Origin of the sequence: Maribacter polysaccharolyticus (assembly GCF_028882255.1) — a bacterium.
Lineage (GTDB): Bacteria > Bacteroidota > Bacteroidia > Flavobacteriales > Flavobacteriaceae > Maribacter_A > Maribacter_A polysaccharolyticus.
In genome coordinates this window covers 363,404-376,970 of the sequence record NZ_JARBUY010000002.1, presented here as the reverse complement: position 1 = coordinate 376,970, position 13,567 = coordinate 363,404, and the positions used below count along the sequence as shown (strand labels likewise).

Below are 13,567 nucleotides of genomic sequence, written 5' to 3'. Positions count from 1 at the left end.
ATTATTTACAACACTATATCAATGTATAAAAAAAAGCTAAAAAACTATTGAAAATCAAAAAAAAGTATTTCATTTGTTGTGCAAAAGCATCACTAATTTTGCTTTTGATACCGTATGGAACCAATAGGATCCTACCTATCATCAGGTAGTCTATTACGCACTTCGATACCGCCCTGTTTTATTGAAAAAAACCGGGTGTTGGGAGTTGCCTTTTTAGCCCATAAGCCTATTCGTATCCCCTTCCTTTTTAATTACACGGTGAGGTAGATTCCTCTAACAAAGTTAGACTACCGGTTGGGAGCCTGACTTTATACAGACCTAAAGTTACATTCAGTTCAATTATAAATCAATACCTATTATCATGAAAACAATTTTTATAACCTTGCTTTTGATCGTTACCGGCCTCGGAGGGGCCACCGTACAGGAATCTGAAAAAATAACCGCTACTTATGATGGCTATGAAGATGGTCTATACCATTTTATCGATTCCGACGGATTTTCCATTGAATTTCAACATGTTTCCGAAGAAGCGCTTGAAAGTCATGACTTGACCGACGATACGTATAAAGGGAAATTATTCAGTGTAGAATATATTTCCGAGACCGAGACCGATGAACTAGATGAGGAATTTGCCGTAAATACCATTATCGGACTAAAAATGATCCAATAACAGAAAAAAGGGGCTTAGAGCCCTTTTTTTTGTTTGTAGTTCTATCATTTGGCCCACATTACATGAAAGCTCTTTTTCTATAGCCGATTCTTTTTATTAATTTGCGAACGAAACACAAATTGCACACATGGTAGTTCTTGGTATAGATATTGGAGGTTCCGGAATGAAAGGGGCCTTGGTAGATTCAGTAACAGGTGAAATGTTGTCCAAACGACATCGGATCCCGACCCCTCCTTCAAGAAAACCCAAGGAAATGGCCAAAGTGGTGAAAGAAATCGTGGACCATTTCAACCACAAAGGACCTATTGGAATAGGATTCCCAACGGTAATAAAAAAAGGAATCTGCAAATCTACGGGTAACTTGCACAAAAAATGGTTAGGGGTCAATGCACAAGAATTGTTCAGCAACGCCACGGGGCTTCCGGTAACCGTGATCAATGATGCCGATGCTGCAGGATATGCCACCATGAACTATGGTTCCGGTAAAGGTAAAATGGGATTGGTCATGATGATTACCATCGGCACCGGCCTCGGTAGTGGGGCGTTCTATGATGGGGAACTTATCCCCAATATTGAACTGGGCCATATCCCGTACAAGAAATTCATGAAAATAGAATCCTGGGCCTCCGCTGCCGCCAAGGAACGTGAAGACCTCAGTTATGATAAATGGGGTAAGCGCTTTAATGTATTTTTAGGACTGGTAGAACTTCTAACCGCCCCGGACCTCATCATACTGGGTGGTGGCACCTCTAAAAAATACGATCAATTCAAACACCGAATAACCATTGAAACGCCTGTCATCCCAGCCGAATTACGCAATGAGGCCGGAATTATCGGTGCTGCAGCAGCCGCCATGCACAAGGCCCCCAAGGATTTTGTCGTGGAATATCCCATCACGGAAACCAAAGTAAAATAAAAGGGCTTGGGGAAAGCCCTTATTCAATAAGGGTTGCATTTTCAGGGACCGCAAAGAAATCCTCCCCAATATCTTTTACAAAATGCATATCGGTAATATCGATTTGTGTAATATATTCACCTTGCGTTCCTTCTTTGGTCGTCCAATGGGTTTTCAGTTCTTTTGGCAATAGAACCCCGCTTACATCAACCAGCTCCCCCACTTCCATGAATTTTTCGGGATTGTGCCCCCCATCCTTGAAATATTCCGGATAAGAAACTATATATCGAGTTGCCGTCAATTCATGCGTCTCTTTGTCAAACTGTAAAATATAATAGTCATCCGGAGCATCACCCGTTCCTGCCTCGAAAGTTACTTTTACCACATCATTGGCCTTGTTTTTATAGGTCGTTTCTGGCAACAATTCCAAAATAACCCCTTCCCCATCCAAAACAAAAGGATGGCCCATTAGATATAGAGGTGTCAATGCCCAAAATTTGGTATCGTAAGCAAAGGCAGTGGAATCCTTGGCCTGTACCCAAGCTGTTTCCCCATCCCAACCATATTTAGCACTAGGGTCCGTAGCGCTGGTATGAACGGCCCTATTGCGCCACACATCCAATACTTGATAACTGTCCCGTTGTGTACTTCCGGACAGGGGCTGGTAATTGAATCGAAAAGCCAATGCCCCATTGCCATACCAATTTTTCAATCCGCCATGTGCTTCCATGGCTGCCCAAACGATTTTGCCTGCCTCTGTTTTTTCAAGTTTCGCCTTCGCTTTGGAAACACGGTTATCGACCCATGATTCGGGTACCCTAAAATCCTTAACCATTTCCTTGTTCGTTTCTTGGGTCACCTGCTTTTGGGCTTTGGGTTGCTCCTTACATGAATTCAAAACGATTACCGTTGTGAGCAAGCCTGCTATCAATACTTTCATCCGTTATATTTTAGATTGAAAAAGTACAGTCGTTCCAAGACGAAGAACCTTTCAAATTTTGACAAAAAAAAACCCGAACATGATGTTCGGGTTTTTTCGTTAAGCTATTTTATACCGTTTTCTATCTACCTCTTTAAGGTAGATTTTTCGAAGTCGTAAATAGTTCGGGGTCACCTCAACATATTCATCTTTCTGAATATATTCCAAGGCTTCTTCCAAAGAGAATTTGATGGCAGGTACGATTTTTGCCTTATCATCAGCTCCTGACGAACGTACGTTTGAAAGTTTTTTGGTTTTCGTAATGTTGATGGTCATATCATCGCCACGTGAATTTTCACCGATGACCTGTCCTTCATAAATATCTTCTCCCGGATCGACGAAAAACTTGCCCCTATCCTGTAATTTATCGATGGAATAAGGAATCGCCTTACCAGTTTCCATAGAAACCAAAGAACCATTCTGTCTTTGGGGTACATCCCCTTTCATGGGTTGATATTCAAAAAATCGATGTGCCATGATGGCTTCACCTGCCGTAGCGGTCAATAATTGGTTTCGCAGACCGATAATTCCTCTTGAAGGAATAATGAACTCACAATGCATACGGCTACCTCTTGCTTCCATACTGGTCATTTCCCCTTTTCGAATGGATACCATTTCAACGGCTTTACCGGAAACATCCTCGGGTAAATCGATGGTCAATTGTTCAACCGGTTCACATTTTACACCGTCGATTTCCCTTATGATCACTTGGGGCTGACCTATCTGCAATTCATAACCTTCCCTTCTCATGGTCTCGATCAATACGGAAAGATGCAATACCCCCCGGCCGAACACCATGAATTTATCGGCGCTATCGGTCTCTTCGACCCGTAAGGCCAAATTCTTTTCCAACTCTTTTTGTAGACGTTCCTTAATATGTCTCGATGTGACGAATTTACCATCCTTCCCGAAAAACGGACTATCGTTAATGGTGAACAACATACTCATGGTAGGCTCATCAATGGCAATGGTCTTTAGACCCTCAGGGTTTTCGTAATCGGCAATGGTATCCCCGATCTCGAAACCTTCAAGTCCGACTATGGCACAGATATCCCCTGTAGCCACTTCCTTCACCTTGATCCTTCCCAAACCTTCAAAAGTAAACAACTCTTTGATCTTCGATTTTACTATACTCCCATCGCGTTTTACCAAGGAAATTTGCTGTCCTTCCTTAAGACTTCCACGTTGCAATCTTCCGATGGCAATCCTCCCCGTAAAGGAAGAGAAGTCCAACGAGGTAATCAACATTTGGGTGTTCCCCTCTTTAGTCTCAAAGGTTGGCACATGTTCAATGACCATATCCAATAAAGGCTCAATGGAATCGGTTTCGTTTTTCCAATCCTCGCTCATCCAATTGTTCTTTGCGGAACCATAAACGGTTGGGAAATCCAATTGCCATTCCTCTGCGCCCAATTCGAACATCAGATCAAATACTTTTTCATGTACTTCCTCAGGGGTACAATTTTCCTTATCCACCTTGTTGATCACCACACAGGGTTTCAAGCCAAGGTCTATCGCTTTTTGCAATACGAATCGTGTTTGCGGCATGGGCCCTTCAAAAGCATCGACCAACAGGAGTACGCCATCGGCCATATTCAAAACACGTTCTACCTCACCCCCGAAATCGGCGTGACCGGGAGTATCGATGATATTGATTTTCGTACCCTTATAGGTTACGGAAACGTTCTTTGATACAATGGTTATTCCACGTTCACGTTCCAAATCATTATTATCCAGGATCAGTTCCCCAGTGTCCTGATTGTCCCTGAACAATTGACAATGGTGCATAATTTTATCTACCAAGGTCGTCTTACCGTGGTCTACGTGTGCGATTATCGCGATATTCTTTGTTGTCGACATAACTTATATTTAAATGCGCGGCCATTTGCAGCGCGCAAAGATACTGCTATTTTCCATAGTTCGTCATAAAACGACATTAATTCTTAATGAATTGATTTTGAGAACATTCTAGAAATATTTTCGAGTAACAAAAACACGTATCTTTGCCCCATAATATTTAAGGCATGAAATTAGGATCGATTCCCCAATTGAAATATACAACCAACGACAATTTCTTCCTGCTTGCGGGACCCTGCGCCATAGAAGGTGAGGATATGGCCTTGCGCATAGCCGAAAAGGTCGTAGCGATTACCCATAAACTCGAAATCCCTTATATTTTCAAGGGCAGTTTTAAAAAGGCGAACCGTAGCCGGGTGGACTCCTTTACCGGTATAGGTGATGAAAAGGCATTGAGGATATTACGCAAAGTATCCGAGACTTTCGAGGTGCCAACGGTTACCGATATCCACGAAATATCAGATGCACATATGGCTGCGGAATATGTTGATGTACTCCAGATACCGGCATTCTTGGTACGCCAGACCGATTTGGTCGTTGCTGCCGCAAAAACAGGAAAAGTCGTAAACCTTAAAAAGGGACAGTTCATGAGTCCGGAAAGTATGCAACATGCCGTTAAAAAGGTAACGGATTCCGGAAACGAACAGGTGATGCTTACCGATCGGGGAACGATGTTCGGATACCAGGATATGATCGTCGATTTTAGGGGAATACCGACGATGAAGCAATATGCACCGGTCGTCTTGGACGTAACCCACTCCCTACAACAACCCAACCAATCTTCCGGTGTAACCGGTGGACGGCCCGACATGATCGAAACCATAGCCCGGGCAGGAATTGCCACTGGAGTCGATGGACTCTTTTTGGAAACCCATTTTGACCCGGCAAATGCCAAGAGCGATGGTGCCAATATGCTTCATTTAGATCATTTGGAAAAACTATTGACCAATTTAGTTCTACTTAGAAAGACGGTGAATACCTTGAAATAGGGAAGGCCCATTACTGGTAAAACGTATTCTTAAGGTGCCGATCGATCAATGCCTTGGTTTCTGTATGATTCCTGCATTACTCCTTCCCATCCACGAAATCCTGCAAATAGGCATAGCGTGGCGTCAATTTCCCATTTGCGGTCATTCGGGCGCGCTCTAGTATCCCATCTTTGTCATCATTAAAGAAAGCCGGTATGACGTGGGCCACAAAAGCCTCCCCAAACCCTCCACTGGCATCGCGGGGCAATTCGGCCGGAAGGTTATCCACGGCCATAACCGCAATGGCCTTGTCCCCTTTATAATCGGTCTCGGATTCGGATTGGGGGTCGTACCCATAAATAGGATCGGCTATGGTCGATGCCTTTAAGGTACACGCTACGGGACCATCGATATCACAACTGATATCGGCCACGGTATTTATCCTGAATTTTGGATGCTTGGCATCTTCACGAGTAAACAAAAATGGGGCACCATCACCAAAAAAATGGCCAGCGATAAAAAAATCGGTCACTTTGGCAAATCGAAAAAAGTTGGATTTGTATTCTTGCGGATTTTTAAAAAAGTCGGTCTCAATGCCCGAGGTGCCGTCTTTTCGTTGGTTATAATCCAATACATCGATTTGACAGAATACGGGTTCTTCAAAGTCCCCATCGAGATACTCCTCCACGGCAACCTCTCGCATGTTCATGCCCAACAACATTTCACGGGCACCATTGCCAACCCTACCCTTTCCGGTCAACAGAATTTTGATATTGGGCAAAGGTATTTTTTGCAATTCCGCTATCAGGGATTGCCGGTCGGCCAATTCCGCTGCTTTGGGCATGGTATACAATCCATGTTTTAGTCCGTATGCACGAAAACCATTGTAAGCGCCCACAATACCAGCATACCTACCAAAGGCCACCAAGCGCATTCCCTTTTCATTGGTAATGACTTCATGATCGTACATTTCGATATTCTTTTCAAGAATGGCCTGAAGCAACTTTCTATTGTAGGGTTGCTTTTTGATCGTATGGGAAAAGAAAAAATACTTCTTGTTCGGGATCAAGTTCGCAATGGGCACTTCCTTTACCCCCAACAGCACATCGCAGTCTTCCATTTTTGAAGCAACTTGGATACCGGCTTCTTGATATTCCTTATCGGCGAACACCCTTATGGGGGAAGGTTCGACGATTATTTCCGCTTTGGGATAGGTCGCAAGGACTTTTTGGCAGGCCTCTGGAGCGAGGACAACACGCCTATCTGGTGGGTTTTTACGTTCTTGAATGATTCCGAATCGCATAAATTTGAATTTGGTATAAAATTTGTTCTAAAATAAGCCGAATAGAATGGGTACGCAAACTTTTATGGGCATTGACATATAAATGTTACCTTTGCTGCCTTGCCTGCCAAAATGCAAATGACGGTAGGCTGCGTTAGGGATTGAGGTGGGTACCGTGTACCCCCGAAAGCCCGACCCCGATAAAGCGACAGCTTTCAAGGGGTAACGCCCAACTTCTCAAAGCACTTGAAAGCTAGGTTCTTTTCGAGGTTGGTTTGGAATAGTTCTTTGAAAAAAATCATTGAGTTCAAAATATTCTCGCCATGGTGGGATAAATTTGATCAAGGCCCGCAAAGCGAGCCTATCTCATTGAAGGGGCCGACCGGTTTTGACAGCGAGACCAATGGCAATGTAAGCATGTCGAGCGCTGGGATACAGCTCGTTAATCTCATTTTCCACACTTTTAATTGGCGAAAATAATTACGCTCTTGCCGCTTAATCTGAATTACAGTAGGATTTAGCCTCGTTCCCGCAAGGCGGGAAAGCGAGATGTTCCTGAATAGCCTCTGTCGACGGCGATTCAATAAGGAGCACCATAAATGTCGATATAAGGCCACTAAGGCTTCGCTAGTGGCACAAAAATCTTAAGAAGCTAAGTATGTATTAGGCTGTTTCCGGTCAGGTACATATCGAAAACCAATTGGAAACTAAACATGTAGAAAGCTTTGTAATTGCTTGTTTGGACGAGGGTTCGACTCCCTCCGGCTCCACTAGAATAGTACCAAAACTATTTAAAAACCCTGTAATCGTATGATTAACAGGGTTTTTCATTTTATACGGTTTCATTTAAATCGTTTTGAAACCGTATTTTATGTGACCTATTCGGTGAGTACTTTTTAATTAAAAAAACACTCACCGATTTCCTTGTAATTAACTGATATAATGTTAATTATGAAACTTGTATTTTCCTTTTTTGTACCTTTATTTCTGTTAAAAAGATATTTAAAATGAGCCATTCTTTCTCACAGTTATTTTACCTCAAAGGAAAACATTTTGAAAAAGACGTGAAAGTACCAATATACCTGCGTTTGACAGTTAATGGGCAACGTAGCGAATTGAGTATTTCCCGTAAAGTTGATCCTGAAAAATGGAATGCCAGAACGGGAAAAACCCGCGGAACGAACCTCGAAGCAAACGAATTGAATTCATATTTAGATGCTGTCAGAAACAAAATAAATAAGATTCATGCTCGACTTGTTGACGAAGGCAGACCCTTTAACTCTTCGGACATAAAAAACCTTTACGTAGGCAAAGGAGAAAAAATTAAAATGCTGGTACAGCTCTTTGAAGAACATAACCTGCAGATGGAAAAATTGGTCGGGGTTGAATTTGCCCTTGGTACTTGGAAGAGATATCACACCACCGAAAAACATGTGAAAGAGTTCTTAAGGACCGAATACCGGAAGGACGATGTTCCAGTTCGTGATGTCAATTTAAGGTTTATTAAAGGGTTCGAGTACTTTTTAAAAATAACCAAAGCCTGCAATCATAATTCGGCTTTGAAATATGTCAACAATTTTAAAAAAATCATCCGAATGGCAGTCGCCAATGACTGGATATCCAAAGATCCATTCTATAACTACAAGGTTCAATTTAAAACTGTGGAGCGTGATTTTCTTTCCAAAGAGGAACTACAAGACTTAAAAGAAAAAGAAATAGAAGGCGATCGTCTAAATGTAGTACGTGACATGTTCGTATTCTGTTGCTACACCGGACTTTCCTATATTGATGTGCAAAAGTTGAATCAGGATAATATCGTTCGCCATATTGATGGTAGTTTATGGATTCAGGCCGAGCGTACCAAAACAAAATCGAAATTGGGTATTCCAATTTTACCCACTGCAGAAGCTATTTTAGAAAAGTATAAAAACCATCCTAAAGTTGTCAATGGAGAATGTGTACTTCCCGTTTTGAGCAACCAGAAATCCAATGCTTACCTAAAGGAAATAGCGAACCTTTGTGGCATAGAAAAGAATCTAACGACACACCTCGCTCGGCATACATTTGCTACTACGGTTACTCTTTCTAATGGGGTGCCAATAGAGACTGTGGGTAAAATGTTAGGTCATAAAAATTTGCGGACCACGCAACATTACGCTAAAATCATAAGCAAAAAAGTAGAGTATGATATGGCGATTTTAAAAGAAAAGTTGGCAGATATGGATAATAAGCACATCAAAAAAACAAGTGAATCGTAAAATTCATTTTCAACTAGAGGTATATCAAGTAACCATTTAAACCCAAATCTTACCATAACTTTTCTGCGCCTGGATCCTGTGGAATTTTTGTAGTGTTCCGGCAGATAAGCGTAAAGCAAAAATTCCATAGGGCGCACCCTACTTTCGGTTTGGAACACTATCTTTTTTCGTTAACCATTTCCGGTACGATTCGTAATGCCCGGGATTCTGGTCAAAATACCCTCTCAGGTCAGAGATTACTTCTTTCCCTCCCTCGGTAAAGGCCCTTTCCTGGACTTCCTCGATTCGGGATACCTGCAGGGCCAGGTATCCTATGATGACCAAGGAAATGAACCAAATCGAGTATTGAATCCATTGTTGTATTTTCGGAACCAATCTTGCTTTTGAAATCTGCACCGTAATAACCTGAAGGGATTCCTGAAGCCTTTCGGTATTTACCTTCTCGGAATTCAAATGCTCTTGGAGCAATCGTTCGATTTCGGTAGTGTCGGGTATCACTTTGATGTTGTCCGTATTTTGGGTCAACCTTTCCAATCTAACGATGGACTTGTTGAACCCATCCAACTCGTCTGTGAGCAGTTCCATTACTTCGTCCAGTTTTTTATATCCCATAGCTTCTTGTTTTTTTAAAATCCTATTCCAGTATCGATGGCCCTTTTGATGGTTTTTTTGATGATGTTCTTGGCGATGCTCGTTACAAGATTGGTGCTCATTTCCACGGTTTTCCCCATAAGCTGGACCAATTTTCCGACTTCCTTTGGTTTTACAATCCCTTTGTTCTGGGAAAGTTGTGCCATGATTCTTCCCCCGGACATAGAGCGGTGTACCTCACTGGCCTTGAAGTTATGGCCCTCATATTGGAACCGGAATCCCTGTAACATGTTCGCTTTATTAATGGTCGGGATGACCTCCACGTTCCTTTCCTGCATGGCCTTGATGTAGGAGTCCAATGTTTTTGGCCTGTCGCTCTCCATTACTTTATGATGTATGGCCTTTATTTCAAGACGGATTTTTATGGAATCCAGTTCCTTTTCCAATTGTACTTCCTTGACCGTGGTCAGCCCCATTTCCTTGGCCACGTTCTCGGCGGCCAATTGGCTACGCTTCCCTATAAAACTGTCATTGTAGGCCTTGCCATCGAAACCGATACGGTTTACGTACAAATGAACATGGGTATGTGCCTTGTCCCTATGGACAAAGGCGATGGCCTGCCGCTCCTTTAACCCCATTTCCTTGATGAACTTTTGGGTCAGTTCCCCTAACTGTTCCTTGGAAAGGTTCCTACCATCCTCTTGTGTCGGACTGAGGATAAAGCTCAAGGTGTTCTTTTGGCAACGGGTGTTCTCTTCCTGTATCAACCTGAACTCCTCGGTGATCTCTTGGGGACTGTTACCGGCCAAATGTTGGCTGAAAACGATTTCCACATCCTTCTCCTGGTTCCAACCGTAATCGATACTTGTGCCCGTATGTGCTATGGACGTTCCCTTTCCTATCATTGCTTTGTTCTTCTGAAATTATAAAGGTGCTTGCGTATTTCCTCCGCCAGTTGCTCCACCTCGCTAGCCAGTTTAGGATTGTGTTTCCTGAACATATTCCCGATCCGGTTAAAGTTCCCCTTATACTTCACTAGCATTTTATAATGGTCCGATTGTTCCTCGGTCAATCTTTCGATAACGGCATTTCCGAAAGCGGAGCTACGGCAATATTCGGAGAGGGAAAGTCCCGCCCGTTCCGCTCTTTTCCTGAGCAGTTTTTTCTCGTAGATGGAGCACCGGAACTTGATATAGGTCCTTTTCATTTTTCTTTTTCTTTGCGACCATCGGGAGTAAAGCGAGTTTGCCTTTGTGGCAACAAAGACACATCTCGCGCTTCCTGACCAAGTCCCTTTTTAGCATAATTTACCAGCCATTCGTTCATATCCTTGAACCCTTCGTAAAGCATTGATATGTCAAGGCAGTTTGTGGAACGGGCCATTAATTGTTGGGTCGTCCTTCTTCCATTCGGATCGTTATCCAAGTAAAGGTCGATTTGCAAATAACCTTTCATTATTTCCATTGCTTTTGAAACGAAAGCAGTTGAGTTCAGGACCAAAAAATCATACTCTGCTTCAAAAATTTCATTATAGCTAAGAAGGGATAGTAAGTCGAACACGCCTTCGGTAACGATGAGTTTTCCGTTTCCTTTTTTGATGTGGGTGATGTCCTTAGGCGAACTACAGTTCTTATAATATTTGTTACGAAGTTCCCATCCCCCGGAATCGTTTTTAAAACCGATGGCGAAGTAGTTCTTATTCTTAAAACTATAATGGACCTCACTAATGTATTTCTTCGCGGTTGCGGTTGAAATAGATCTGGAACTTAAATAACGCCGCAAAGCATAATGGGTAAGTTCCTTGACTTCTTTTACGGATATCTTATCCTGTTGTTCCACCTTAAAATTGGGCCGCTGTTGAAATAAAAAAGAGTTCTTATCCTCTCCGATTATTCGTAAAGCTTCTTTTACGGTGCATTGTCTCATTCTACATACCAGGTCGATAACATTTCCACCGGTTCCTTCCCCATGGTCGTACCATCTATTAAGTCTCTTGGACACCTTGAAAGAGGCTTGGGTCTCTGAGCGGAAAGGGCTCAGATACCAAGCTTCCTTTTCGTTCTCCTTGGTCGGAAAGTGCCCGAGTTTTGCCAGCTCTTTTTCGATGGGAAAAGCTCGGGCTCTTTCACACGATAGTCTATTTGTTCTTTTTTCTTTCATCAGCCTCTTTTTATCTGATTTAGGTTACCTTACTACCTACATCCGTATTTATTGGCGTTCAGGGCTTAGGTGGGTATAAATTTGACCTTACCCATCTTACCGAATAAGGTAGGTTTGGTAATACCTAGGTAACTAGTTGTTTATATATCTTACCTTAAGGTAGCTCCCGCTAGTGTGGAGATACAGGTCCTTGAGGTAAATAGGTAGCTCGTTTTTCGCCTTTTCTAAAGTTCAACCTCCCAAGGTGTCTTTCCAAAAATGGGTTTGGCCAGATATCCGTACACCTGTCGTTTGGGGTGCTTTATCCTTTGAAAATTGAATCCGGATAATGCCCGTCCCAAGTTTATCTGGTTCAGGCGAAGGTTTAGGCAGCTGAGTTTGACCAGTACATCTGAGGCGGTAACAAAATCATCGATGTTGTCGGACTTTTCAAAATATTTGGAAACTAGTTCCTCTTCCGTGGTGAGCTTAGTGTACTTCTTGTTCCGCTCCTCGTTCTCTTGGATATCCTTAATGGAAAGTTCAGGATTAAAGTTTGGGTCTGTGTAAGCGAGATAATACGCCTGTGACCAAACCCTATTAATATCAACTTCCTTCGAATACCCAAAATCGATTTTCCCTTTTAATTCAAAACAGAGCCAGCGAACGGAGCCGGTCTCATCATTTAAAAATGAGGCCATATTAGTAGAGCCTACAAAGGAACATATTCTAGGTAGCGTAGTATTCTTTCTGTCATAGGGCAATCGTTCATTGATAAAGGTCTTTGAGAAAAAGGACTTTAGCGCATTCACATCCTTTTTCGAAAGTACGGCCAGCTCGTCCAGATTGTAAAGAAAGTTCCGGCAAAGCTGTATCCTGGCATCCTTGTCGTTACTAATGTCCTCGGCCATATATTCTGCTAGCTCAGGGGGACATAGGAACCGGCACCAGGTCGATTTACCGGAGTTCTGCCCCTGATGGGACAGTACGAAGGCCTGTTTGTTGAAATAGTGTACCTCCAACGCACATTTTATCGTCCGTACCAGCCATTTCTTGAAATGATATTCAAAGGCTTCCTTCTCATAGGTCGGTACATAGGAGGCTAATTTTAGTATATAATCCTGACCATCCCATTTAGGGAGGTTTTCAAAATATTCCCGGATGGGATTGCATTTTGGGATCCATTCCGACCGGATCAGGGTTTCCAATTTCCCATTGGGGATATCGATGCCCGCTTTCGCCAGTTCGATGATCAGGGAATTCAGGTTCAGATATTTCCATTCCTTGGAAGCTTTGAACCCGATCTGGAAGTCGTGCGATATCTCGTTAAATGTAATGTCATACTTACTCTCCAAATATTCCATGGTATAGTCGTAGACCGTCTTTTTCTTGGCGTCCTTTACATGGTAAAGTTGTTCGCCATTACCTAGCGAGTCCATCACCTTCTATTTTTGAAAGTGTACTTAAGTGTATCGTCGGTAATTTCGGCATGCGACTTTCTGCTGTTCTGGAGAAGCCAATCGTTGAGTTTGCATTTCTCGAAGAAGATCATCTTACCGTTGGGCTTTGAATGCGGAATATTTCCCGAGGCCGTTAGTTTGTAAAGATAGCTCCTTGATATTCCGGTATAGTCACAGGTCTCCTCGAAGGTGAGTACCTCTTTATTAGCCGTTAATAGCCTTTCCAAACGATCAAGTCGTTCAAAGATTAAAATAGTGTCCATTTGTTTCTTTTTAAAATTAATAAATGAACAAAAGCGCTTTTGTTTTCCTTTGTAGAATTCTATGGATAAAGGTAATTGCAGGGAGGTGCTAAAACTCGATTATATATGGATTTTTATTCACAAAATATTGATTATCATTTACTTATGTTAAATCAGTACAAATCGAACCAAATAAAATTTGGATAATTTCATTTGGTTCCAAAAC

General features: G+C 42.4%; 13 protein-coding genes and 1 other RNA gene. 5 read left to right on the top strand and 9 right to left on the bottom strand.

Annotation, left to right across the window (positions count from 1 at the left end; all coding sequences use genetic code 11):
- The first annotated feature begins 361 nt into the window (after positions 1-361).
- Positions 362-670 carry a hypothetical protein gene (locus PHU20_RS07580; RefSeq protein WP_274824751.1) on the top strand — a complete coding sequence of 103 codons (309 nt, stop codon included), beginning with the start codon at positions 362-364 and terminating at the stop codon, positions 668-670.
- A 127-nt stretch (positions 671-797) separates the two neighbouring features.
- Entirely contained in the window at positions 798-1,586 is a 789-nt protein-coding gene (gene ppgK / locus PHU20_RS07575; protein WP_274824750.1) for a polyphosphate--glucose phosphotransferase, read from the top strand.
- Positions 1,587-1,605: 19 nt separating this feature from the next.
- Here ppgK and PHU20_RS07570 read toward each other — a convergent pair whose 3' ends face one another.
- Positions 1,606-2,505 carry a DUF6503 family protein gene (locus PHU20_RS07570; RefSeq protein WP_274824749.1) on the bottom strand — a complete coding sequence of 300 codons (900 nt, stop codon included), beginning with the start codon at positions 2,503-2,505 and terminating at the stop codon, positions 1,606-1,608.
- A 99-nt stretch (positions 2,506-2,604) separates the two neighbouring features.
- Positions 2,605-4,404, bottom strand: a complete 1,800-nt coding sequence (gene typA / locus PHU20_RS07565) for a translational GTPase TypA (RefSeq protein ID WP_274824748.1) — start codon at positions 4,402-4,404, stop codon at positions 2,605-2,607.
- Between the two features lie 164 nt (positions 4,405-4,568).
- On the opposite strand from typA, the gene kdsA reads away from it, so the two are divergent.
- Entirely contained in the window at positions 4,569-5,390 is an 822-nt protein-coding gene (kdsA, locus tag PHU20_RS07560) for a 3-deoxy-8-phosphooctulonate synthase (RefSeq protein WP_274824747.1), read from the top strand.
- Positions 5,391-5,466: 76 nt separating this feature from the next.
- On the opposite strand, the gene PHU20_RS07555 is transcribed toward kdsA, so the two are convergent.
- A complete protein-coding gene (locus PHU20_RS07555; RefSeq protein WP_274824746.1) occupies positions 5,467-6,672 on the bottom strand; it encodes an NAD(P)-dependent oxidoreductase in 1,206 nt (401 codons plus the stop codon).
- A gap of 353 nt (positions 6,673-7,025) precedes the next feature.
- Here PHU20_RS07555 and ssrA point away from each other — a divergent pair.
- Both ssrA and PHU20_RS07545 read left to right on the top strand, forming a co-directional pair.
- Positions 7,026-7,424: a transfer-messenger RNA gene (gene ssrA / locus PHU20_RS07550) on the top strand.
- Between the two features lie 234 nt (positions 7,425-7,658).
- Positions 7,659-8,909: a site-specific integrase gene (locus tag PHU20_RS07545; RefSeq protein WP_274824745.1), complete on the top strand. Its 1,251-nt coding sequence runs from the start codon at positions 7,659-7,661 to the stop codon at positions 8,907-8,909.
- 138 nt (positions 8,910-9,047) lie between these two features.
- Here the strand turns inward: PHU20_RS07545 and PHU20_RS07540 are convergent, their stop codons facing one another.
- From PHU20_RS07540 to PHU20_RS07515, 6 genes are all read right to left on the bottom strand, one after another.
- Positions 9,048-9,521 (bottom strand): DUF6730 family protein, encoded by a 474-nt coding sequence (locus PHU20_RS07540; protein ID WP_274824744.1) that lies wholly within the window; start codon positions 9,519-9,521, stop codon positions 9,048-9,050.
- Between the two features lie 14 nt (positions 9,522-9,535).
- The gene (locus tag PHU20_RS07535; RefSeq protein WP_274824743.1) at positions 9,536-10,405 is read right to left on the bottom strand and encodes a relaxase/mobilization nuclease domain-containing protein; all 870 of its coding nucleotides are present in this window, start codon (positions 10,403-10,405) and stop codon (positions 9,536-9,538) included.
- The gene (mbpA, locus tag PHU20_RS07530; protein ID WP_274824742.1) at positions 10,402-10,707 is read right to left on the bottom strand and encodes a mobilization protein MbpA; all 306 of its coding nucleotides are present in this window, start codon (positions 10,705-10,707) and stop codon (positions 10,402-10,404) included. The genes PHU20_RS07535 and mbpA overlap by 4 nt, the downstream gene beginning before the upstream one ends.
- A complete protein-coding gene (locus tag PHU20_RS07525) occupies positions 10,704-11,660 on the bottom strand; it encodes a toprim domain-containing protein (RefSeq protein ID WP_274824741.1) in 957 nt (318 codons plus the stop codon). Before PHU20_RS07525 ends, mbpA begins: the two co-directional genes overlap by 4 nt.
- 224 nt (positions 11,661-11,884) lie before the next feature.
- Positions 11,885-13,078 carry a virulence-associated E family protein gene (locus PHU20_RS07520; RefSeq protein ID WP_274824740.1) on the bottom strand — a complete coding sequence of 398 codons (1,194 nt, stop codon included), beginning with the start codon at positions 13,076-13,078 and terminating at the stop codon, positions 11,885-11,887.
- On the bottom strand, positions 13,078-13,362 hold the full coding sequence (locus PHU20_RS07515) for a helix-turn-helix transcriptional regulator (RefSeq protein WP_274824739.1): 285 nt from the start codon (positions 13,360-13,362) through the stop codon (positions 13,078-13,080). Before PHU20_RS07515 ends, PHU20_RS07520 begins: the two co-directional genes overlap by 1 nt.
- Positions 13,363-13,567: the final 205 nt, after the last annotated feature.